Origin of the sequence: Vibrio sp. 1562 (genome assembly GCF_033340155.1) — a bacterium.
GTDB lineage: Bacteria > Pseudomonadota > Gammaproteobacteria > Enterobacterales > Vibrionaceae > Vibrio > Vibrio alginolyticus.
In genome coordinates this window covers 112,612-135,020 of sequence record NZ_JAWOVY010000012.1, presented here as the reverse complement: position 1 = coordinate 135,020, position 22,409 = coordinate 112,612, and the positions used below count along the sequence as shown (strand labels likewise).

Below are 22,409 nucleotides of genomic sequence, written 5' to 3'. Positions count from 1 at the left end.
AGCCTTTTTCGTTGATGTCTTTACTTATAGACCTTCAATCATGTGGTCAATTGCTGCGATGATTTCATCGTCAGAACAGTCCATACAGGTTCCTTTGGCTGGCATCGCATTGAAGCCTTCTAATGCGTGCTTCACTAACGTATCTTTGCCTTGTGCAATACGTGGTGCCCAATCATCGGCATTACCTGTTTTAGGTGCGCCGTTTACACCAGATGCGTGACAAGCAATACAAAAAGTACCATAAACTGTGGCGCCATCACGTGGACCGGTTGGTTCTTCTTTCACTGGCTCAGAACCCGCTAGATAAACATCACCGACAGGTTGGATGCGTTCTGCGATCGCATCGTATTCAGTTTGGCTGATGTCAGAAGCTAAAGCTGCCGTAGAAAACGTTAAGGCAGCGAACAAAACGCTAATCATTTGTCGAGACATATCCATTAAACCCACTTCACATTCCCGAGGTAAGTGACTTACCTATTTATATAGTTAGAGTATTAATGCCGAGCAGAGAAATCATTAAATTCCACTGAATGGCATAGAATGATTAGACAACTTGGTTGCAGCTGTTAAATCAATGTAAATAATGGGTGATTATATCCCGATAACTTGTTGCAATAAACAACAAGTTATCCATGACAGGGCGTGAATCACATCAAAAATCCACTTTAACGGAAGATAACTGTCGAAAAAGAGACCAAACGATAAAAAAAGTAAAAAAAGTACTAGACGGCATAGTGTGATATCCGTATTATTCCACTCCGCCGATAGGGCATGCGCCCGTAGCTCAGTTGGATAGAGCGTTGGCCTCCGGAGCCAAAGGTCGAAGGTTCGAATCCTTTCGGGCGTACCATTGCCTCGGAGGATACATCGGTAAAAATCAGTGGTGGCTATAGCTCAGTTGGTAGAGCCCCGGATTGTGATTCCGGTTGTCGCGAGTTCAAGTCTCGTTAGCCACCCCATTCTTTCTTTTTTAGATTGAATGCGGTAGCATTGCTCCCAATCTTGATTCAATCAAGATAAAACATCGTCGGTGAATAGCGCAGCTTGGTAGCGCATCTGGTTTGGGACCAGAGGGTCGGGGGTTCGAATCCCTCTTCACCGACCACTATTTAGTTTATGGCTATATAGAGCGGTAAACAGAAAAAATTGATGGTGGCTATAGCTCAGTTGGTAGAGCCCTGGATTGTGATTCCGGTGGTCGCGAGTTCGAATCTCGTTAGCCACCCCATTAATTAAGGTGATTTCTTAGTTGAAGTGTCCTGTCTGATTTGAGAAAATCAGCAAATACAGTTCGGTGAATAGCGCAGCTTGGTAGCGCATCTGGTTTGGGACCAGAGGGTCGGGGGTTCGAATCCCTCTTCACCGACCACTATTAGAAAGCCTGCTTTTTAGCAGGCTTTCGTCGTTTTAGAGTTTATGATCTCGCTTGGACTGTATTAGTCGGTAATGTATCAATGGATTTGAACCCAAGTGGGGTTCGCCTGAAGTTAGAATTCGGCTCTTCACCGACCGCTATTTAGAGCCCCAGTCGAAAGACTGGGGCTTTTTTGCATCTCTCCTGAAAAGAATCGGCATTCCATTTCAATTTTTCCCAAAAGTGTACAGCTCTAGGGGCTTTTGACCACCTATGATCCAAATGCTTTTCGAGCTGACAAAATAAACCCCAGAGCAGTGTCTGGGGTTTTGTAGTTTTCTAATCCGCTGCTTTTATTGGGCGAGTGTTTTAAGGATTTCTTTCAGTTCTACCGTTTCTTGGATTTCAAAACTTGGCGTTATATCCGTTGAGTTGCTTGCGCCTGTCGCATTCACCCATACACTCAAAATGCCCATATTGTTAGCGCCAGCAATGTCAGCAGGTAAAGAGTCGCCCACGTGTAGAGCCTCTTCTGGTTTTACTTCGACCAAGTCGAGCGCTTTTTGGAAAATACTTGTAGCAGGTTTCTCTTCTGGCTCTTCTCCTCCCACAATAATATGGTCCACCCAGTTGCTCATTTGTGTCGCGTTTAATTTAGGGTGTTGAGAAAAAATCGGGCCGTTAGTGATCACGACGAGTTTGTAATGTTGACGAAGGTCGCTGAGCATTTCTTTTACACCAGGGAAGAAAGTGAACGCGCCCATACGTGCAGAGTCAAAGTAGTCTTGAGCTTGTTGAGCCTCTTTTGCAGTGATGCTGACGCCTTGCTCCGCCAAGATGTTTTGGATCAGGCCACAACGGAAGGCATTTTCATCGGGTAGCAGAGCAACAAGGTGAGGGAACTCAGCATTCAGCTTTTTGTATACACCCTGTAAGTAGCGCTGCAAAAAAGCTTTTGGCTCAGTCACTTGTGGGTAGGTTTTATGAATCCAAGTTGTAAACGCTTGTCCTGCAACTTTATCGGCTTGTGACGTTGCACATAAAGTCTCGTCCATATCAAAAAAAATCGCTTTAAGCACAGGGGCTCCTTTTATTTACGGCTTGGCTTTGACACTGTTCATCTATTATCCCACTCTCAATTGTGTCGTAAAGGGTTAAAACCGGCGAGTTTTCTTATGACGTACGAATGAAGATAGCGGTACTTTCCTTTGCTTAGTCAATAAACCGCTTAAGTGGCGCATAATCTGCATTGGAGCAGGATTTGTGTGGTTTTGCTGTTTTGTTCACGTTTTGACCTATCCTTTCTCTTCCTAAGTTTGGCTTTTTGTATTTGCCGACTATTTTATTAATAGTTTTTTATGTTGAAAAAACACTTTTTGCATATGATATTGTTTGTTAAATGTTAATAAATGCACATGAATAATATGGTTAATGATCTTGTTTAGCTCATGTTTACTTTTAGAGCATTTTTCTAGTTTTATTGGTGCATGACGCACAAAAATAGTGTGATATGAAAATGGTCAAATACTTGTTAATGCATTTTTATTCGCTAATTGTGCGTTTATTTAATGTTTTTTCGGCGGAATATACTTTAATTGTTGCTTTTTTGTGTGATTTTTGCCAAATTATTTCCGCATTAAGATTTCAGAGTATTATTCTGAATTTGAACGGATTCATTCAGGTGATGAATGGTGCCTTTGGCATGATTCGATACCACAGACAAGGCAGTAGAGGTCTGAAATGTCACTATTAGAAGTGAAAAACCTTCGTATTGAATACCCATCCCGACACGGCGTTCACGCTGCCGTGAAGTCACTTTCTTTTCATATTGAACGTGGTGAAATCGTGGGTGTTGTTGGCGAATCAGGTGCGGGTAAATCCACCGTTGGTAACGCCGTTATTGATTTGCTTAGCCCTCCAGGTCGCGTTGCTAGCGGCGATGTTTTCTTGGATGGAGAAAAAATTTCTGGCCTATCACCAGAAGCGATGCGTAAGGTTCGTGGCTCGAAAATAGGTTTTATTTTCCAAGATCCGATGACCTCGCTCAATCCACTTTTTACTGTTGAGCAACAGCTGAAAGAGACGATCCACGCCAACATGAAGGTCTCTGATGAAGAGGCGTATCAGCGCGCGCTTTCTCTTATGCAGCAGGTTGGTATTCCGCAACCAGAAAACCGCTTAAAACAGTACCCGCACCAATTCTCTGGTGGTATGCGTCAGCGTGTTGTCATTGCCATTGCTTTGGCTGGTGAGCCTGATCTCATCATTGCGGACGAACCAACTACGGCGTTAGACGTTTCTATCCAAGACCAAATCCTCAACTTGATCCGCGAGCTGTGTATCAAGAACAATGTCGGCTGTATGTTGGTTACTCACGATATGGGTGTCGTCTCCAACGTCACCGATCGCGTGGCGGTAATGTATCGTGGTGACTTGGTGGAGTTTGGACCAACAGCCAAAGTATTGGGCGATCCTGATCACTCTTATACTCGCAGTCTAATTTCAGCGGTACCACGTTCAGACAGAAAGCTAGATCGTTTCCCGTTAGTAAGCTATATCGAAGAAGCGGCGGAAATGGAGCCACTCGATATCAAGAACCACTGGTTAGGACAAAGCCAAGATGAGCGTGAGTACACTGGCCCGCTTTTGGACGTGAAGAACGTCAATCTTCGCTTTGTTACCAAAGACTCTTTGTTCGAGAGCCGCCGAGAATACGTGCAAGCATCTAATAATGTGAGCTTTGAAGTGCACGAAGGCGAAACCTTTGGTTTGGTGGGCGAGTCTGGTTCAGGTAAATCGACCATTGCACGTGTGATTGCTGGTTTATACCAACCTAACTCTGGTCAGGTGAAATTCGAGGGCATTGACCTGACCGCTTTAACCTCTGAGAAAGAGCGCCGCCCGATGCGTCGTCAAATGCAGATGGTGTTCCAAAACCCATATACTTCAATGAACCCTCGTATGAAGGTATTCGATATTATTGCTGAGCCAATCCGTTTCCATAAATTGACGAAAAACGAGTCGGAAACTCGCCAAATCGTGAATGACCTATTGGATCATGTTGGTTTGGGTCGAATGGCTGGGCTTAAGTACCCTCATGAATTCTCCGGTGGTCAGCGTCAGCGTATTTCTATTGCGCGTGCGTTGGCGACTCGTCCTCGACTTTTGATTTGTGATGAACCGACCTCAGCACTGGACGTATCGGTACAGGCACAAATTCTAAACTTGCTGAAAGATCTGCAAAGTGAGCTGAACTTGACTATGTTGTTTATCAGCCACGATTTACCTGTTATTCGTCAGATGTGTGACCGAGTAGGTGTGATGCAAATGGGTACACTTTTAGAAGTGGCACCAACAGAACAGTTATTCACGGCACCTCAACACGAATACAGCAAAAAATTGATTTCTCTGATGCCGGAGTTTACTGGCTTGCGAGAAGAGATCGAAACGGCATAAACCAAGCAATTCGCTTGGCTAACCTTTAGTCATAACAAAGACGCAAACACAACAACAAGGGATCCGTATCCCCGCATGAAGGAGTTATGCAAATGAAAACCATGAAAAGCAAATTAGCAGTGGCGCTAATGGCTGCGGGCCTAAGCTTTAACGCAATGGCAGCAGATATCAAAGTTGGCTATGCAGCTGACCCAGTATCGCTTGACCCACATGAGCAGCTATCAGGTGGCACACTGCAAATGTCACACATGGTATTTGATCCGTTGGTTCGCTTTACTCAAAAAATGGATTTCGAGCCTCGCCTAGCGGAAAGTTGGGAACGTATTAACGATACGACTGTTCGTTTCAAACTGCGTGAAGGTGTGAAATTCCATTCTGGCAATACTCTAACTGCTGACGACGTCGTGTGGACGTTCCAGCGTTTACAAAGCTCTCCTGACTTTAAAAACATCTTCGACCCGTACGAGAAAATCGTCAAAGTGGACGACAACACGTTCGATCTTGTAACTAAAGGTCCTTACCCACTAGTGCTGCAAACCGCAACGTACATTTTCCCAATGGACAGCAAGTTCTACACTGGCAAAACTGCGGACGGCAAAGACAAGTCTGAGCTAGTGAAGCACGGTAACTCATTTGCATCGACTAACGTATCTGGCACGGGTCCATTCATTGTGACTTCACGTGAACAGGGCGTAAAAGTGGAATTTGAACGCTTTAAAGATTACTGGGACAAAGAGTCGAAAGGTAACGTTGATAAGCTAACGCTTGTGCCAATCAAAGAAGACGCAACTCGTGTAGCAGCGCTGCTTTCTGGCGGTGTTGACATGATTCACCCTGTAGCGCCAAACGACCACAAACGCGTTGAAGATGCTGACGGCATCGACCTAGTTACGCTACCTGGTACTCGTATCATCACGTTCCAACTAAACCAAAACAGCAACGAAGCATTGAAAGACGTTCGCGTTCGCCAAGCGATTGTTCACGCAATCAATAACGAAGGTATCGTGAAGAAAATCATGAAAGGCTTCGCAACGGCCGCTGGTCAGCAAAGCCCGGCAGGTTACGTAGGTCACGATGACAAACTGGTTCCTCGCTACGATTTGAAGAAAGCGAAAGAACTGATGAAAGAAGCGGGTTACGAAAACGGCCTGACGCTAACGATGATCGCACCAAACAACCGTTACGTGAATGATGCGAAAGTAGCACAAGCGGCAGCGGCAATGTTGTCTAAGATCGGTATCAAGGTTGATCTGAAGACCATGCCAAAAGCGCAATACTGGCCAGAGTTCGACAAGTGTGCGGCAGACATGCTGATGATCGGTTGGCACTCAGATACAGAAGACTCAGCGAACTTCAACGAGTTCCTAACGATGACTCGTAACGAAGAAACCGGTCGTGGTCAGTACAACTGTGGTTACTACTCAAACCCAGAAATGGACAAAGTGGTTGAAGCTGCGAACGTAGAAACGGATCCTGCGAAACGTGCAGAAATGCTGAAAGGTGTAGAAGCAACACTATACAACGACGCAGCATTCGTACCGCTACACTGGCAAAGTGAAGCGTGGGGTGCGAAGTCTAACGTGAAAGCGGCAGACATCGTTAACCCAATGGTAATGCCTTACTTCGGTGACCTAGTGGTTGAATAATCACGGTTAGTCGACTTTGAGGAGGGATGGATTTCCCTCCTCAACTTAAAGCACTCGACTCAGTTTTGTTTCAGTCGGATTGAGTGGGTTATTTAGACTGAATTTTCTCTCTAATTTAGAGATCTATGGATAGTTAAGGGGCAAGGAATGTTTTCGTTTCTGGTCAAGCGCCTGTTTCAGGCACTGATAGTGATGTTTGTGATCAGTTTGGTGGCGTTTGCCATTCAGGACAACCTGGGTGATCCGCTGCGTGAGCTTGTAGGTCAGTCGGTTTCGGAATCGGAGCGTCAAGCGCTACGCGACGACTTGGGCCTGAACGATCCCTTTATCACAAAGTACACGCGCTTTGTGGGTAATGCACTGCAAGGTGATTTGGGTACCTCATATTTTTTCAAGCGACCTGCGGTTGAGGTGATCCTCGATAAGCTGGTGGCAACATTAGAGCTCGTGTTTGGCGCGACGCTCATCATTATCGTTTTCTCTATACCACTCGGGGTGTATTCCGCGATTCACCCGAAGAGTGTCTTTACCAAATTTGTTATGGCGATGAGTAGTGTCGGCATCTCGATTCCGGTGTTCCTAACCGCAATCATGCTGATGTACGTCTTCTCCATCGAACTCGGCTGGCTGCCTTCCTATGGGCGAGGTGAAACCGCTAACGTACTCGGTTGGGAATCTGGCTTCTTTACCATTGATGGTATCAAGCACCTCATCCTACCTTGTATTGCGCTAGCGTCTATCATGCTGCCGTTGTTCATCCGTTTGGTACGTTCAGAAATGCTGGAAGTACTGAGTTCGGAATACATTAAGTTCGCCAAAGCAAAAGGTTTGAACTTACAAAAGATTTATTACCAACATGCACTTAAGAACACCATGCTACCAGTATTGACGGTAGGTGGCGTGCAGATTGGTACCATGGTGGCCTACACCATTCTTACTGAAACCGTGTTCCAATGGCCGGGCACTGGCTTCCTTTTCCTAGAGGCAATCAACCGTGTAGATACACCGCTGATCACTGCCTACGTTATCTTTGTTGGTCTGATCTTCGTGGTAACCAATACCATCGTTGACTTGCTGTACGGCATCATCAACCCAACTGTGAACCTAACTGGAAAAGGAGCTTAATCATGAGCCAATCAAATTTAACACCAGCTCCTGCTCCATCAGCGTGGCAGCGTTTCAAAGAGTCAGATTTTCTGTATTACTTCAAACGCGACAAAGTGGCGATGGCGAGTTTTACCGTCTTTATGATGTTCTTAGTATTGGCATTGGCTGCACCGATTCTTGCGCCAACAGACCCGTACGATCTGACGTCTATCGACATCATGGACTCTGAGTTGCCACCTTCGTGGATGGAAGATGGCGATGAGCGCTTTGTGTTGGGTACTGACGAGCAAGGCCGCGATATTTTATCGACCATTCTTTACGGCTCTCGTTTGTCTTTGACGATCGGCTTTTTAGCCGTCGGTCTTCAGTTGGTACTGGGTATCATCATTGGTTTGTCGGCGGGTTACTTCGGTGGTCGTATCGATAGCTTCTTGATGCGCTTTGCGGATGTTCAACTATCGTTCTCAACCATGATGGTGGCGATCATCGTATCGGCCATCTTCAAAGCCAGCTTTGGCAGTGATTTTTACAGCCAATATGCGGTGGTCATGCTGGTGGTGATCATCGGTGTGGCAGAATGGCCGCAATACGCACGTACCATTCGCGCCTCGGTATTGGCAGAGAAGAAGAAAGAATACGTCGAAGCGGCGCGTGTGATGGGCTTTAAAGCTCCGCGAATCATGTTCCGTCACATTCTGCCGAACTGTCTATCGCCAATCTTGGTTATCTCGACGGTACAGGTAGCGAACGCGATCATGTCGGAAGCGGCACTGTCATTCCTAGGTTTGGGTCTTCCTGTTGATCAGCCGTCACTAGGTGCGCTGATCAGCATCGGCTTTAACTACATCTTCTCAGGTGCGTGGTGGATTACTGCCTTCCCAGGCATCGTGCTCGTAACATTGGTTTTGGTTATCAACCTGTTGGGCGACTGGCTACGTGATGTATTCAACCCGAAACTGTACAAAGGATAAGAATTTTCCCACCAAGCGTTGTAAATTCGCTTAATTCCTTCCTAAACTGAGAGCCGGATGCAAATTCCGGCTCTTTTTTTGCTAGTTATTCTTTGTTCACATTTTTTTGGCGCTTTGCCGCCATAATGACCTTACCCACTAATTTAGAGTGAAGTGTATGGAAATGAAGAAGGCACAACACCCATCTCGTATCTTCCAAGCAAGCCTAGCTTTCGGCTTGTCGCTGGTATGCGCCCAGTTTTCTAGCCCAGTATCGGCGGAGGAGTTCCTTTGCCAAGCCACTCAAGCCAGCGAGAAAGAATTACCGATGCTTGAGAAAACGTGCCCAATTGGTAACGGAGTATGGGGAAAGAAAGTGCCGCAGGGGGGCAACTACCTTTACTGGATTCAATGCGGATTGCTACCCAAGCCTATGTCTCTCGCGAAAGCTAAGCCTCTCTATAGTAAAATCACGACTGACGTATGGATGAAGCCTGAATCCAAAGGCTATCGCTGTTTGATTGGACCTTACAAGGCATTGTCTGATGCGAGGGATGACTTACGAGGAGTCAAAACCTTGTCGAATTACAAAGAGGCGTTCATCCGAGTGGTTGGGAAAGGGACGAAACAACCAGTAACACCACCTACACCTAAATCTACTGTATCGTCGAAATCAGCCGCATCTTCGGTTAAGCCAACACCGACGGTGACCCCGAAACCCGCGCCAGTTCCTGCTGTGCGAGCTGATACCGACGCCTTTAAAGCGCGGGCAGAGAAGCCAGATACCAAGGCAAAAAGTTCACGTGATAGCTCTTCGTCTAAGCCTGTTGCTAAGACCAAAGCGAAGCCAATTGTCACCGGAAATGATGACATTGAAGTTCGCTTGAGTACTTCAGTACAGGGCAAAACGTACGTGGTCCCATATTTACTCGATCACCATAATCAGTTTTACATGGAACATGGTAAGCCGTGGAACCGCCTCAACTACGAAAACTCGCACAAAGTATGTCAGCAACTGGGTATGAGCTTAGCCAACCCTGCAGAGTTTAAAGCGCTGAGGGCGTCTGGGGTGATGGAAAAAAATCAATGGCCACTGCAACTGCCGTATTGGGGCAAAGATAAGAAAGGTTTGTTCGCCGATCGTGAGCCCAATCAGCTCACCGGAACCTCATTATTGAACGTGGTGTGCGTGAAATAACGACTCAGATATTGCGGTCAAAATATAGAAGAAAGCCCCGAGTTCGGGGCTTTTTTGCGGTCTCAAATATTATCGCTATTTAAGTGGCGTTTCTTTGTGATGCGTTTGCTAATACGCTCTACCACTGATATTCATCTCATTTTGCGAATTATTTTCACTGAACTTGTCGGCAGAGAGTCTATTCGTCATAATGTTACTTGTAACATTACTGATAAATCACATATTTATGGCTCAACAGAATAAGAAAACTCGTACGACATTGCAGGATGTCGCAGACCAGGTTGGCGTCACGAAGATGACCGTTTCACGCTATATGCGTAACCCTGAATCGGTGGCAGAAAAGACTCGTGCTAAGATTGCGACTGCGATTGAAGAGATGGGTTACATCGAAAACCGTGCACCGGCGATGTTGTCAAAGTCCTCCAGTAAAGCCATTGGTATTTTACTGCCGTCTTTGTCCAACCAAATTTTTGCTCCCTTTGTTCAGGGCATAGAGATGGTGACCAAAGCCAATGGCTATGAGACGCTTTTAGCGCATTTTAGCTACGATGAGCTTGAAGAAGAGCGTAAGATCGCGTCATTACTCTCTTATCAAGTCGATGGACTTATTCTAACTGAAAGCCATCACACGCCGCGTACATTACAGATGATCAAAAATGCGGGCATTCCGGTGGTCGAAACCATGGAACTGCCATCGGAGCCGATTGATATGGCGGTTGGACTCGATCATGAAGATGCGTCGTACGCCGTGGTTAAGCAGATGCTAGATACGGGGAAGCGTACAATCGTCTATTTTGGCGCGCGTCTGGATACGCGAACCAAATTGCGGATGCAAGGTTACGATCGCGCGATGACAGAAGCAGGGCTAGAACCCAAACATGTATTAACTGGTGATCATTCTAGTTTTTCTTTAGCGCATGATTTGCTCGAACGCGCACTGGAAACGCACCCAACGCTCGATGGGGTGTTCTGTACCAACGATGACATCGCAATTGGCACCATGCTGAGTGCGCAGCAACGTGGCATTCAAGTTCCACAGAAATTGGCAGTGGCGGGCTATAACGCGCTGGATATCGGTCAAACCATCAGCCCGAAACTGACCAGCGTTGATACGCCGCGTTTCCAAATTGGTGTAAAGAGCGCAGAGCTATTAATTGCGCGCCTGAAAGGCGAAACGCAAGAAGAAAAAGTCTTCGATATGGGGTATCAGATCACGTCGGGAGAGAGTGTTTAACTAATTGTTAACTGCTCTTTGTATTCGCTCATCAATGGTATTGGTAGGTTAGGGTATGGCACATCAGCTGGATGCATTGGATCTCAACTTAATGCGTTTATTAAAAGCCGTGGTGGAAAACCGCAGCATCAAGCTGGCCGCAATGCAGCTTGGCATTTCTCAACCGAGCGCCAGCCGCGGTGTGATGAAGTTGAAGCAAGTGTTTGATGACCCGCTTTTTGTGCGTAAAGCACATGGGGTAGAGCCATCACCCATGGCGATTCGTCTCGCCGCCGAGTTCGACAATATGGTTGCGCCACTGGAAAAAGTGGTGCAAGAATTTGAAGTGTTCGACCCACTGCAATACCAAGGGCAGATTGCGATTGTAACTGACCCTTATTTGATGGATGAACAAGGGCAGCGACTGCTCACTGGTTGTCATCGAGCCTTTCCCAAAGCGCACTTTGCCTTTTCCAGCTGGAATACTTACTCGCACGATGAAATGTTAGAAGGCGAGCACGATTACTGCATTCTTGACCAAGAGACCGAGCTGTCGAAAGACATTTACATGCGCCCGTTATTCGTTGAAAAACGAGTGATTTTGGCGCGCAAAAACCACCCAACGTTGTCGAAAGTCAGCAATGATTGGGACACGGTGTCCAAACTACCACTCGTCTCTTTGCCTGCGCCTGCGTCATATAAACCGCTTTGTACCGTGGAGTCCGAGTATCGACGCATGGGTTATGAGCCAGTAGTGTTACTGAAGTCCTATAATTTGCGTTTGGCTTGCCAAATGTTGCAAGAAACCGACGCGATTATGTATGCCAGTCAAAGCTCGGCATTGTTGATGCCAGAACTCGCCTCTTACGCAATGCCACCCGTTAATCGTGAGTTTAGCCAGTTTGTTGTCTCTGGCGGTTTCCTTCAAACCAACCGCAACCATCCTTTGCACAGACACCTGCATAAAGTGGTGCGACAAACCCTCAATACGCCGCTGATTTTTACGCAATGACGTCACCTTATGGCATCGGCTGAATGAGAGAGTAGATGCTTTAACCTTATCAATATTGTGTGATTACATAGACAACTTACTTCTTAAGATATTCAAAAATGAATATCTCAATTACCTGTCTCTTTTTCCTACCCAGCGCTAACCTTATCTCAAATAGTCAGGAGAAGTGGCTCATTTTTATCTTTTTAACTTTTGAATGTCGATACAGGTACGCGGCATTCACCATTCTCCGTTATGCATTTTTTTAATTTCTGATGGAGGATTAATCATGCTAGTTGCACGTCTATTTTTATTGCTCGCCATCGTTGCCGAAGTGGCTGGCACCAGCACTATGTCTCTTATCGGACAAGGGCACGGGTGGTGGGGCTACATCGTAATGTATGTGCTGATCGCAATCTCTTACTACTTTCTCGCGTTTGCCGCGAAGAAAATATCGATAGGTGTGGCATACGCTGTTTGGGAAGGGTTAGGTATCTCGTTGATCACCGTGGTGTCGATCATCGCCTTTGATGCCAACTTAAACCATCAAGAGTTGTTTGGTTTGATGTTAGCCGTTGTTGGCATTGTGTGTGTGACCTTAGGGGAATCACATGGTCAACCTAACGCCAAGAAAAATGCCGATAAACCGGCAAAAGAACGTTCATTTTCTACTAGTACAAGGTGCGAATCATGAGTCAATTTTTTACGATGTCATTTGGATTTGTCGTGATGGCTGCCTTGGTCGATATCATGGCCAATATGGCGCTGACACGCTCAAAAGGTTTTAAATATAAAGGCTGGGGCATTGCGGCGATTGTGTTGGTACTGACAGCATTCACGCTGTTGGCACAAGCGGTGAAAGAGATCGACTTAGCCATTGCTTATGCCTCTTGGGGTGCGATCGGTATCTTGGGTACCGCAGTGGGTGGAGCCTTGCTGTTTAAGCAGAAACTCAAGCCAATCGGCTGGTTTGGTATCTTTGTGGTGATTGCTGCCGTCGTGGTGATGAAGACCGCTTGATGTAATTTAATGAATGCTAGATATCGTCATTCTGAGTAGCAAGAGACGAGTGTGATTCAGAATCTACCAACAAAAAGTGCTGTGGAAGAGGGGTTTTCTCTGGCTTCACAGCACCTTGATATTAGATTCCTGATCTCGCCTAGGCTCGTCGGAATGACGGACTCATTCATTTTTAAAAAGAACAGAGGCCAATCCTAAAGTTCGTCATTTTGAACAGCAAGAGACGAGCGTGATTCAGAATCTACCAACAAAAAGTGCTGTGGAAGAGGGGTTTTCTCTGGCTTCACAGCATTTTGCTATTAGATTCCTGATCTCGCCTAGGCTCGTCGGAATGACGGATTCATTCGTTTTTTGGAAAGAACTGAGGCTAATCCCAAAGCTCGTCATTCTGAACAGCGAGGGACGAGCGTGATTCAGAATCTACCAACAAAAAGTGCTGTGGAAGAGGGGTTTTCTCTAGCTTCACAACACGTTGATAGTAGATTCCTGATCTCGCCTAGGCTCGTCGGAATGACGGATTCATTCGTTTAAAAAGAACCGAGGCCAATCCTAAAGCTTGCCATTCTGAACTGCGAGGGACGGTCGTGATTCAGAATCTACCAACAAAAAGTGCTGTGGCAGAAGTGTTTTTTCTGGCTTCACAGCACGTTGATATTAGATTCCTGATCTTGCTGAGGCTCGTCGGAATGACGGATTCATTCGTTTTTTAGAAAGAACCGAGGCCAATCCTAAAGTTCGTCATTTAGAACAGCGAGGGACGAGCGTGATTCAGAATCTACTAACAAAAAAGTACAGTGGCAGAGGAGTTTTCTCTGGCTTCACAGCACGTTGATATTAAATTCCGATCCTGCTGAGGCTCGTCGGAATGACGGATTCATTCGCTTTTTAGAAAGAACAGAGGCCAATCCTAAAGCTCGTCATTCTGAATAGCGAGGAACGAGTGTGATTCAGAATCTACCAACAAAAAGTGCAGTGGCAGAGGAGTTTTCTCTGACTTCACTGCACGCTGATATTAAATTCCTGATTTTGCTTAGGCTCGTCGGAATGACGGATTCATTCGTTTCTAGAAAGAACCGAGGCCAACTCCAAAGCTTGCCATTCTGAATAGCGAGGAACGAGTGTGATTCAGAATCTACCAACAAAAAGTGCAGTGGCAGAGGGGATTTTCTCTGGCTTCACAGCTCATTGATATTAGATTCCTGATCTCGCTTAGACTCGTCGGAATTACGGATTCATTCGTTTTTAGAAAGAGCGGTGGCCAATCTCAAAAACTCGTCATTCTGAACAGCGAGGGACGAGTGTGATTCAGAATCTACCAACAAAAAGTGCTGTGGCAGAGGAGTTTTCTCTGGCTTCACGCATTTTGCTATTAGATTCCTGATCTCGCCTAGGCTCGTCGGAATGACGGATTCATTCGTTTTTTAGAAAGAACTGAGGCCAATCCCAAAGCTCGTCATTTTGAACAGCGAGGGACGAGCGTGATTCAGAATCTACCAACAAAAAAGTGCTGTAGCAGAGGGGTTTTCTCTGGCTTCACAGCACGTTGATATTAGAGTCCTGATCTCGCCTAGGCTCGTCGGAATGACGAGGTCTTTCTTCTCGCCTTAAACAATAAAGCTTGCGCCTTCTTCTGCACTCGATACGTTTTGGCGGATCACGCTAAACAAGCCTCGTCCCCAAGTTTGTTGGGTCGATTCGGTATCGAAATGAATCAACTCGCGACCAGTGGTATCGCTTAAGTTGTTCAGTTCGCCCGTTTGGCAATCCAGATGAATCAAATCACCGTTGCGCACCAAACCAATCGCGCCACCACGAATGGCTTCTGGAGAAACGTGAATCGCAGACGGAATTTTACCGGATGCACCAGATAAACGACCGTCCGTCACTAGCGCGACTTTAAAGCCCGCTTTCTGCACGTTGCCGAGGATTGGCATCAGTTTATGCAGTTCAGGCATGCCGTTTGCCGCTGGGCCGTTGTGTGTGACCACAACGATGCAGTCTTTGTTCAGCTCGCCACGTTTGTATGCGGCTTCCACTTCGTGTTGGCATTGGAATACGATCGCTGGTGCCACAATCACGCGTTGCTCTTCTTTCACCGCAGACACTTTCACCACGGCTTTGCCTAAGTTGCCAGTCAATACGCGAGTGCCGCCAGTATTTTGGAATGTGGCGTCTGGTTTGGCGATCACGTCACCGTCTTGGCTGCCTTGGCACGATGTCCAGGTCAGTTGGCCATCGACAAGGCTCGGTAGCGTCATTTGGTCTTCAAATTCACCAAACACGGGTTTCACATCGCGATGCAAAAGCTCGGATTGGTTCAAGCGGTGCAATAACGCTGGCACGCCCCCCGCGTCTTGGAACGCGTTCATATCGGCTGGGCCGTTCGGGTAAACGCGCGCTAATAAAGGAACCACATCCGACAGATCGCTGATGTCTTGCCAGGTGAGCAAGATGCCAGCAGCACGCGCCACGGCGATCATATGAATGGTGTGATTGGTGCTGCCGCCAGATGCAAGTAGAGCGATGATGCCGTTGACCAAGCTCTTTTCTGTGACCACCTCGGCCAGCGGACGGAAGTGTGCAGAACCCGCCGTCATAGAGGCGATTTTCAGAGCCGAGTGATTGGTTAACGCTTTACGCAGTTGGGTATGGGGATGAATGAATGCTGAACCTGGCAGCATCAAGCCCATGGCTTCGAACACCAACTGGTTGGTATTGGCGGTGCCGTAAAATGTACACGTACCCGCAGAGTGGTAAGCGCGACACTCCATATCCAGCAGAGCGTCTTTGCCGACTTCTCCCGCTGCGTATTTTTGGCGCACGTCGACTTTCTCTTCGTTGCTGATGCCTGTTGCCATCAGACCCGCTGGCACAAACGCCGTTGGTAGGTGTGCGTAAGACAGCGCGCCCATCAGTTGCCCCGGTGCGATTTTGTCACAGATGCCAAGCAGTAATGTGGCATCAAAGGCATTGTGACTCAAAGACAACGCCGTTGATTGCGCAATTAAGTCACGCGAAAACAGTGACATATCCATGCCTGCTTGACCTTGAGTCACCCCATCGCACATCGCTGGCACACAACCTGCGACTTGCGCCGTATGGCCGTAGTCCGCCAGCACTTTTTTGATTTGTGCTGGGTAGTCTTGGTACGGCTGGTGGGCGCTCAACATGTCGTTGTAGGCGCTGATCAGCGCGACATTGGCATGAGTAAAATCGAGAATATTTTTCTTTTCAGAAGAGCAAGAAGCGGCGACTGCATGGGCTAAGTTACCACAAGATAAACCAACACGGCCTTTGCCCGCTTCGGCTTGCACTTCGGTGCGAGCAAGAAACGCAGCGCGCGCTTCACGGCTGCGCTCGGTCAAACGCTGTGTGACCTCAAGAACAACAGAGTGAGTCATTACGCCACCTCGATCGCTTGCATTTTGATTAGCTCAGCGGCAGAGCGTTCCACCACGTCGCTGATGTCTCCGTCGATACTGACGATCAGAGTTTGAGGCTCGTTGTCTGGGCGCTCTAGTGTCTCGAATTGGCTCTTCACCATGTTTTCTTTCATGAAGTGGCCTTTGCGCATACGCATGCGATTAAGGATCAACTCCCTATCGCCATCAAGGAACAGGAAGGTCACGTTGTTGTTGCCTTCGCGGATCTGATCGCGGTAAATCTTTTTCAGTGCTGAACAGACAATAATGCCGTGTTCGTTTTTGCTTTCTAGGCTGTACGCCGCATCACGAATGCGTTCTAGCCATGGCTTGCGATCATCATCGTTCAGAGGCTGGCCCGAAGCCATTTTCTGAATGTTCGCTCGTGGATGAAGATCATCACCATCAATGAATTTACGCCCTAGCTTTTTCGCTAGATGCTCACCAATTGTGCTTTTACCACTAGCACAAACGCCCATAACGATGACACTACTACCAGCCATAACTTATCCTCATAACCAAATTTGCGCGTGATCTCAATTTTTGAATTCACTTTAAAATATGGGTTTATCTTATTCATGTTATCGGTAACATGTTACCGGTAACTGAAATAAATGTGAACCATAACACAAACAATAATTCTTAAAGGTGAACCTATGGAGCAATTAACCCAAGCCCCAGATCCTACGTTCCTACTGACGATTGCAGGCCTTGCCATTGCAGCGTTACTCGTTCTGATCATTAAACTGAAAGTCCATGCTTTTGCTTCCCTTACTATGGTGAGTTTAGGTACGGCAATCGCCACTGGCGTTCCTTCAGAGAAAGTCGTATCGACCATGATGGGCGGCTTCGGCGGCACACTGGCTTCCGTAGCATTGCTGGTTGGTCTTGGTGCGATGATCGGTAAAATTCTTGAAGTGACTGGCGGTGCGAAAGTGCTGGCAGACACTTTGATTGGTCGCTTTGGTAAAGAGCGCGCACCATTTGCTTTGGGCGTCGCTTCATTACTGTTTGGCTTCCCAATCTTCTTCGATGCTGGCCTTGTAGTGATGATGCCAATCATCCTAAGTGTGGCGGCTCGTTTTGGTGGCTCACCAATTAAATACGCGTTGCCAGCAGCCGGTGCTTTTGCGGTTATGCACGCGTTTGTTCCACCACATCCAGGTCCGGTTGCAGCGGCAGAATTCCTTGGCGCAAACATCGGTCTGCTATTGGTGGTGGGTATTCTGGTGGCTATTCCAACTTGGTACCTTGGCGCTTACCTATTTGGTTTGTACGCGGGCAAAAAATTCGATATCCCACTATCTAAAGCCTTCTTTAATGGCGAAGCGATGGTGGATGAGCGCAACGCACCAAAATTTGGCACGGTTATGACCATCCTTGTGCTGCCAGTCCTGCTAATCTGTTTGGATACGGTATTGAACACACTGGCGGTTGCGGGTGTGATTGATGGCAAAACGGCACTGGTTGAGTTCCTACGCATGCTAGGTAAAACCCCAGTTGCGTTGCTGATCACTTTGATTGTCTGTCTGGCTGTGTTTGCCAAAGACTACGGCATGGCAAAACTAGAAAAATTATGTGGTGAGTCATTGGCTCCTATCTGTGGTGTTATCCTAGTAACGGGTGCAGGTGGCATGTTTGGCGGCGTACTGCGCTCAAGCGGTATTGGTGATGCACTGGCTGACGTTCTTACAGACACAGGTATGCCTGTGATTGTGGCGGCGTTTGTGATTTCAACCTGTCTGCGTGTTGCTCAAGGCTCGGCAACCGTAGCGCTAACCACCACGGCGGCTCTTATCGCGCCGGTTGTGGCAGCATCAACAGGTTTGAGTGAACTCGACCTTTGCTTTATCGTAATCGCGATTGCGGGTGGTGCAACGGTACTGTCTCACTTCAATGACTCTGGTTTCTGGTTGGTATCTCGTCTGCTTGAGATGGATGAGAAAACCACATTAAAAACTTGGACGGTAATGGAAACGTTACTTGGCGGTATCGCGTTTATTATCGTCGCAACATTAAGCTTTATTCTTTAGAGGTTCCCCATGACAACACTTGAACAACGATTAAGAGAAATCAAAATCGTCCCAGTTATCGCAATCAACGACGTAGCACACGCTCTGCCACTGGCAAAAGTGTTGGTAGAAAACGGTTTACCATGTGCGGAAGTGACATTCCGCACCGAAGCGGCGGCGGAGTCGATTCGCATCATGCGTGAAGCGTACCCAGAATTGTTGATTGGCGCGGGCACCGTTCTGACCACAGAACAAGTGGATATCGCGATCGAAGCAGGCGTGGACTTTATCGTTAGCCCAGGCTTCAACCCAACCACAGTGAAATACTGTCAGCAACGTGGTGTGACTATCGTACCGGGTGTAAACAACCCAAGCTTGGTTGAGCAAGCGATGGAAATGGGTCTGCGTACGTTGAAGTTCTTCCCTGCTGAGCCATCAGGCGGCGTAAACATGCTGAAAGCACTCACGGCGGTTTACCCAGTGGAATTCATGCCAACAGGTGGCGTGAGCCCATCCAACGTGGAAGATTACCTAGCGCTGAAATCGGTTGTAGCTTGTGGCGGTACTTGGATGGTGCCAACCGCAATGATGGACAACGGCGATTGGGAAGGCATTGCTGAATTGGTTCGCGCAGTTAAGTAAAACGCACAAACGGCTCCGAAATGCCCCCGAACGTTGGGAAACGTGATACGAAAAAGGGTCATCAAGTAACTTGATGACCCTTTTTCTTTTTGGGATGAAACGGCTTTAGAAGTGATGCTTCATAAAGCGCTTAATAAAGCGAATGAAATCGGCTTCGGCTAGCTTCGCGCACTTCAATGTTTGGGCGTGAGACAATTCTACATCTCCCAAGCCTTCTGCCATGTTGGTGATCGCACATACTGCCAATACGGGTAAGCCGCAATGCGCCGCAGAAATCACTTCTGGCACGACCGACATGCCCACGACATCACCACCGATGATTTGCATCATGCGGATTTCGGCTGCGGTCTCAAAGTTGGGGCCTGTGTAAGAGACAAACACGCCTTCATTCAGGTGAATACCATTGGCTTTGCCGACTTCAAACGCTTCTGCGCGCAGGTCTTTGTCGTACGCATTGGCGAGGCTGAAGAACCTCGGGCCGTACTCTTCATCATTCGGACCGATCATTGGCGATTCAGGCATGGTGTTGATGTGGTCATGAAATACCACCAGAGAGCCGACATCAATACGCTCAGGGCGAAGTGAGCCTGCCGCGTTGGTGACGAGCAGAAACTCACAGCCCAGCTTTTTAAAGGTTCGTACGGGTGTTGTCATGACCTTCATTGAGCCGTGTTCGTAGTAGTGACCGCGACCTTTCATGCACACTACGTCTACGCCGCCCATGGTGCCAAGTACCAACTCACCAGAGTGGCCTTGCACGGTGCTAACCGGAAAGCCTTCGAGCTCTTCGTATGGAATGACCACTTTGTCTTGTAGCTCGTCTGCCAATACGCCTAAGCCTGAGCCTAAAATAAACGCCGCTTTAGGTTGGAAGTTTGGTTTGCGTTCGCGAATGGTTTGTAGCGCGCCGATTACTGGATCGTGATTCATGTTAGTCACCTTCTGGTTGTGTGTTGATTCCATTGTGTGACTTTCTGCGCTGGTTATCTTTGCTTTATTCGCTACTATCATCCTTAAAAAGAGGATGATGAAATTCGCTAGGACTCAATTATGAAGTCAGAACCATTTGAGCGCGTGACGCTGAAGATGCTGCGTTACTTTTACGAGGTCGCACAAACCAAGCATTTCACTAAGGCCGCCGAGAACCTCAATATCACCAATTCGCCGTTGAGCAATCGCATCAAAGAGTTGGAAGAAGTGCTTAACGTCAAACTGTTTGAGCGTGATTCAAGAAACGTCATGCTAACGGAGGCCGGACGATTGTTGGAGTCCAAATGCCAACTGATTTTTCAGACCTTGGATGTCTCGCTCAATCAAGTGCAGCAAGTGGGGTTGAACCAGAGAAATATCCTGCGAGTTGGTGTGGTAAGTAGCGCATTTTGGGGCGGATTTGATCGTTTGTTACAGCGCTTCCATGCTGAGCATGACACTTATCACGCCGACATTTTTGACCTTAACCCAGAGACGCAAAAGAAGCATCTGAGCGAGAAGAAAATCGATGTGGGCATCGTGCGTTTTGCCGATGCACTCAACATTTATCCGTACCAGTCGGTGTCTTTGGGCAAAGATGTGTTTGTGGTGGCGGTGTCGGAGCAACATGAGTTAGCCAGCAAATCTTTGCTGCGGCTCCAAGATTTAAAGGCGTGTGAGTTTGCGTTTATGAGTTTGGCGAATTCTGCCTCGGCAAACTTCATCATCAATGCCTGTCTGCAAGAAGGCTTTTCACCCTATATTGGCAAACAAGTGGTGGAGCCAAGCACCTTGATGGCATATGTAGCAAACAGCAATACCGTGACGTTGGTGCCGTCGACGTTTTCTCAGCATCATTGGCATGGGATTCGTTTTATCAAGCTGAAAGAGTCACTGCGTGCAGACTTGTGTCTGATTCATGATGGTAAGCAGGAGAGTGCTATTAAAGCCGAGTTTATTCGCACATTATTAGAGAATGCGAGTTAAGCATGGGATAACAAAAAAAGGTCATCCTAAGATGACCTTTTCAAATGATTCACTGAAATCAGCAATGCGATTAGAGCGTAATTAACGCATCGTTACGAACTCTTCAGAGCCCGTTGGGTGGATAGCCACAACAGAGTCGAAGTCTGCTTTGGTTGCGCCCATCTTCATTGCTACGCCGAAGCCTTGGATCATTTCATCTACCGTGAAACCGATGCCGTGTAGGCCAACAACCGTTTCTTCTTCGCCCGCACATACAAGCTTCATCTTACATGGTTGACGGTGCTTAGTAACAGCGGTGTACATCGCAGTAAAGCCAGATGTGTAGACTTTGATGTTGTCTTTGCCGTACTTCTCTTCTGCTTCTTGCGTTGTAAGACCGATAGTGCCGATTGGTGGGTGGCTAAATACCACAGTTGGTACCAAATCGTAGTCCATCTTCGCGTTTGGTTTGTTGTTGAACAAACGCTCAGAAAGTTGACGACCCGCTTTCACTGCTACTGGCGTTAGCTCGATACCGCCTTCCATGATGTCACCCACACAGTAGATGCCTTTCACGTTGGTTTCTTGGTATTCGTCTACCTTGATGTAGCCTTTTTCGTTCGTTGCCACACCGGTTGACGCTAGGTTGATTGCGTCTGTCGCAGGGTGACGACCGATTGCCCAAATCAGTTGGTCAACGTTTTGGCTTTCACCGTTTTCTAGGTGCAGAGTTAGGCTGCCATCGGCTTCTTTTACCACTTCTTTTGGTACAGAGTGGGTGTGCAGTTTTGGACCTTCTGCGTCCATCACTTCAACCAACGTATCGATGATCATTGGATCGAAGCTACGCAGTGGTGACTCTTTACGTACGAACAGGTGCGTTTCTGTACCTAGCGCGTGCAGTACGCCAGCAATTTCAACTGCGATGTAGCCTGCGCCCACAACCGCAACGCGTTTTGGTTGCTCTGCTAGGTCGAAGAAGCCGTTTGAATCGATGCCGTATTCAGCGCCTGGAATGTTTGGAATAGTAGGACGACCACCAACCGCGATCAGGATGTGATCTGCTGTGTAGTGTTCACCGTTTACTTCGACAGTTTTTTCGTCAACAAACTTAGCAAAGCCTTTAATCACGTTTACTTTGTTGTTGCCAAGAACGCGATCGTAAGATTGGTGAATACGACCAATGTACGCCTGACGGCTCTCAACTAGTTTGCTCCAGTTGAAACCTTTCACGTCGACATCAAAACCGTAATCTTCTGCGTACAGGTTCATTGCTTCTGCGATTTGCGCGCCATGCCACATCACTTTTTTCGGTACACAACCTACGTTGACACAGGTACCGCCAAGGTCTTGAGCTTCGATTAGCGCAACTTTCGCGCCGTACATCGCCGCACGGTTTGCAGATGCGATGCCGCCACTGCCGCCACCGATACAGATATAGTCAAAATGAGTCGCCATTACTT

General features: G+C 47.4%; 18 protein-coding genes and 5 tRNA genes. 17 read left to right on the top strand and 6 right to left on the bottom strand.

The window, feature by feature from the left end:
* Positions 1-24: 24 nt before the first annotated feature.
* Positions 25-438, bottom strand: a complete 414-nt coding sequence (locus R7Z49_RS14375) for a c-type cytochrome (protein ID WP_005384252.1) — start codon at positions 436-438, stop codon at positions 25-27.
* A gap of 335 nt (positions 439-773) precedes the next feature.
* Here R7Z49_RS14375 and R7Z49_RS14370 point away from each other — a divergent pair.
* The 5 genes from R7Z49_RS14370 to R7Z49_RS14350 all read left to right on the top strand — a co-directional run bounded on the left by R7Z49_RS14370 (position 774) and on the right by R7Z49_RS14350 (position 1,369).
* Positions 774-850: transfer RNA gene (locus tag R7Z49_RS14370), tRNA-Arg, on the top strand.
* A gap of 33 nt (positions 851-883) precedes the next feature.
* Positions 884-959: transfer RNA gene (locus R7Z49_RS14365), tRNA-His, on the top strand.
* A gap of 69 nt (positions 960-1,028) precedes the next feature.
* Positions 1,029-1,105 (top strand) — tRNA-Pro (locus R7Z49_RS14360).
* A 47-nt stretch (positions 1,106-1,152) separates the two neighbouring features.
* Positions 1,153-1,228 (top strand) — tRNA-His (locus R7Z49_RS14355).
* Between the two features lie 64 nt (positions 1,229-1,292).
* Positions 1,293-1,369, top strand: a tRNA-Pro gene (locus tag R7Z49_RS14350).
* A 338-nt stretch (positions 1,370-1,707) separates the two neighbouring features.
* Here the strand turns inward: R7Z49_RS14350 and R7Z49_RS14345 are convergent.
* Positions 1,708-2,433, bottom strand: a complete 726-nt coding sequence (locus R7Z49_RS14345; protein ID WP_005379107.1) for an HAD family hydrolase — start codon at positions 2,431-2,433, stop codon at positions 1,708-1,710.
* Positions 2,434-3,094: 661 nt separating this feature from the next.
* Here R7Z49_RS14345 and R7Z49_RS14340 point away from each other — a divergent pair.
* From R7Z49_RS14340 to R7Z49_RS14300, 9 genes are all read left to right on the top strand, one after another.
* Entirely contained in the window at positions 3,095-4,810 is a 1,716-nt protein-coding gene (locus tag R7Z49_RS14340; RefSeq protein ID WP_005379108.1) for a dipeptide ABC transporter ATP-binding protein, read from the top strand.
* A 92-nt stretch (positions 4,811-4,902) separates the two neighbouring features.
* Positions 4,903-6,456: an ABC transporter substrate-binding protein gene (locus R7Z49_RS14335; RefSeq protein WP_005379109.1), complete on the top strand. Its 1,554-nt coding sequence runs from the start codon at positions 4,903-4,905 to the stop codon at positions 6,454-6,456.
* A 147-nt stretch (positions 6,457-6,603) separates the two neighbouring features.
* Positions 6,604-7,581, top strand: coding sequence for an ABC transporter permease (locus R7Z49_RS14330; RefSeq protein WP_005379110.1), 978 nt, complete (start codon positions 6,604-6,606; stop codon positions 7,579-7,581).
* A gap of 2 nt (positions 7,582-7,583) precedes the next feature.
* Positions 7,584-8,534 carry an ABC transporter permease gene (locus R7Z49_RS14325; RefSeq protein ID WP_033907403.1) on the top strand — a complete coding sequence of 317 codons (951 nt, stop codon included), beginning with the start codon at positions 7,584-7,586 and terminating at the stop codon, positions 8,532-8,534.
* A 157-nt stretch (positions 8,535-8,691) separates the two neighbouring features.
* The gene (locus R7Z49_RS14320) at positions 8,692-9,711 is read left to right on the top strand and encodes an SPOR domain-containing protein (RefSeq protein ID WP_064368882.1); all 1,020 of its coding nucleotides are present in this window, start codon (positions 8,692-8,694) and stop codon (positions 9,709-9,711) included.
* 226 nt (positions 9,712-9,937) lie between these two features.
* Positions 9,938-10,945, top strand: a complete 1,008-nt coding sequence (locus tag R7Z49_RS14315; RefSeq protein ID WP_318111765.1) for a substrate-binding domain-containing protein — start codon at positions 9,938-9,940, stop codon at positions 10,943-10,945.
* A gap of 55 nt (positions 10,946-11,000) precedes the next feature.
* Positions 11,001-11,936, top strand: coding sequence for a LysR family transcriptional regulator (locus tag R7Z49_RS14310; RefSeq protein ID WP_005379132.1), 936 nt, complete (start codon positions 11,001-11,003; stop codon positions 11,934-11,936).
* Between the two features lie 268 nt (positions 11,937-12,204).
* Positions 12,205-12,609 (top strand): SMR family transporter, encoded by a 405-nt coding sequence (locus R7Z49_RS14305; RefSeq protein ID WP_005379135.1) that lies wholly within the window; start codon positions 12,205-12,207, stop codon positions 12,607-12,609.
* Positions 12,606-12,935, top strand: coding sequence for an SMR family transporter (locus R7Z49_RS14300; RefSeq protein ID WP_005478614.1), 330 nt, complete (start codon positions 12,606-12,608; stop codon positions 12,933-12,935). Before R7Z49_RS14305 ends, R7Z49_RS14300 begins: the two co-directional genes overlap by 4 nt.
* 1,604 nt (positions 12,936-14,539) lie before the next feature.
* On the opposite strand, the gene edd is transcribed toward R7Z49_RS14300, so the two are convergent.
* On the bottom strand, positions 14,540-16,336 hold the full coding sequence (gene edd, locus R7Z49_RS14295; protein ID WP_318111764.1) for a phosphogluconate dehydratase: 1,797 nt from the start codon (positions 16,334-16,336) through the stop codon (positions 14,540-14,542).
* Positions 16,336-16,860 (bottom strand): gluconokinase, encoded by a 525-nt coding sequence (locus tag R7Z49_RS14290; RefSeq protein ID WP_005379140.1) that lies wholly within the window; start codon positions 16,858-16,860, stop codon positions 16,336-16,338. The genes edd and R7Z49_RS14290 overlap by 1 nt, the downstream gene beginning before the upstream one ends.
* A 153-nt stretch (positions 16,861-17,013) precedes the next feature.
* On the opposite strand from R7Z49_RS14290, the gene R7Z49_RS14285 reads away from it, so the two are divergent.
* On the top strand, positions 17,014-18,390 hold the full coding sequence (locus R7Z49_RS14285) for a GntP family permease (protein ID WP_012841240.1): 1,377 nt from the start codon (positions 17,014-17,016) through the stop codon (positions 18,388-18,390).
* A gap of 9 nt (positions 18,391-18,399) precedes the next feature.
* A complete protein-coding gene (locus R7Z49_RS14280) occupies positions 18,400-19,011 on the top strand; it encodes a bifunctional 4-hydroxy-2-oxoglutarate aldolase/2-dehydro-3-deoxy-phosphogluconate aldolase (RefSeq protein WP_005394384.1) in 612 nt (203 codons plus the stop codon).
* Between the two features lie 105 nt (positions 19,012-19,116).
* On the opposite strand, the gene xapA is transcribed toward R7Z49_RS14280, so the two are convergent.
* Complete coding sequence (xapA, locus tag R7Z49_RS14275; protein ID WP_005379149.1) at positions 19,117-19,941, bottom strand: xanthosine phosphorylase; 825 nt, start codon at positions 19,939-19,941, stop codon at positions 19,117-19,119.
* A 120-nt stretch (positions 19,942-20,061) separates the two neighbouring features.
* On the opposite strand from xapA, the gene R7Z49_RS14270 reads away from it, so the two are divergent.
* Complete coding sequence (locus R7Z49_RS14270) at positions 20,062-20,967, top strand: LysR family transcriptional regulator (protein ID WP_132937277.1); 906 nt, start codon at positions 20,062-20,064, stop codon at positions 20,965-20,967.
* A gap of 81 nt (positions 20,968-21,048) precedes the next feature.
* Here the strand turns inward: R7Z49_RS14270 and gorA are convergent, their stop codons facing one another.
* The gene (gene gorA / locus R7Z49_RS14265) at positions 21,049-22,404 is read right to left on the bottom strand and encodes a glutathione-disulfide reductase (RefSeq protein ID WP_054579538.1); all 1,356 of its coding nucleotides are present in this window, start codon (positions 22,402-22,404) and stop codon (positions 21,049-21,051) included.
* Between the last annotated feature and the right edge of the window lie 5 nt (positions 22,405-22,409).

Coding starts and splice junctions, on each gene's coding strand:
- R7Z49_RS14335 (WP_005379109.1), top strand. CDS start 4,903: ATGAAAACCATGAAAAGCAAATTAGCAGTGGCGCTAATGGCTGCGGGC.
- R7Z49_RS14330 (WP_005379110.1), top strand. CDS start 6,604: ATGTTTTCGTTTCTGGTCAAGCGCCTGTTTCAGGCACTGATAGTGATG.
- R7Z49_RS14310 (WP_005379132.1), top strand. CDS start 11,001: ATGGCACATCAGCTGGATGCATTGGATCTCAACTTAATGCGTTTATTA.
- R7Z49_RS14375 (WP_005384252.1), bottom strand. CDS start 438: ATGGATATGTCTCGACAAATGATTAGCGTTTTGTTCGCTGCCTTAACG.
- R7Z49_RS14340 (WP_005379108.1), top strand. CDS start 3,095: ATGTCACTATTAGAAGTGAAAAACCTTCGTATTGAATACCCATCCCGA.
- R7Z49_RS14325 (WP_033907403.1), top strand. CDS start 7,584: ATGAGCCAATCAAATTTAACACCAGCTCCTGCTCCATCAGCGTGGCAG.
- gorA (WP_054579538.1), bottom strand. CDS start 22,404: ATGGCGACTCATTTTGACTATATCTGTATCGGTGGCGGCAGTGGCGGC.
- R7Z49_RS14320 (WP_064368882.1), top strand. CDS start 8,692: ATGGAAATGAAGAAGGCACAACACCCATCTCGTATCTTCCAAGCAAGC.
- R7Z49_RS14315 (WP_318111765.1), top strand. CDS start 9,938: ATGGCTCAACAGAATAAGAAAACTCGTACGACATTGCAGGATGTCGCA.
- R7Z49_RS14300 (WP_005478614.1), top strand. CDS start 12,606: ATGAGTCAATTTTTTACGATGTCATTTGGATTTGTCGTGATGGCTGCC.
- edd (WP_318111764.1), bottom strand. CDS start 16,336: ATGACTCACTCTGTTGTTCTTGAGGTCACACAGCGTTTGACCGAGCGC.
- R7Z49_RS14305 (WP_005379135.1), top strand. CDS start 12,205: ATGCTAGTTGCACGTCTATTTTTATTGCTCGCCATCGTTGCCGAAGTG.
- R7Z49_RS14270 (WP_132937277.1), top strand. CDS start 20,062: ATGAAGTCAGAACCATTTGAGCGCGTGACGCTGAAGATGCTGCGTTAC.
- R7Z49_RS14290 (WP_005379140.1), bottom strand. CDS start 16,860: ATGGCTGGTAGTAGTGTCATCGTTATGGGCGTTTGTGCTAGTGGTAAA.
- R7Z49_RS14285 (WP_012841240.1), top strand. CDS start 17,014: ATGGAGCAATTAACCCAAGCCCCAGATCCTACGTTCCTACTGACGATT.
- R7Z49_RS14280 (WP_005394384.1), top strand. CDS start 18,400: ATGACAACACTTGAACAACGATTAAGAGAAATCAAAATCGTCCCAGTT.
- xapA (WP_005379149.1), bottom strand. CDS start 19,941: ATGAATCACGATCCAGTAATCGGCGCGCTACAAACCATTCGCGAACGC.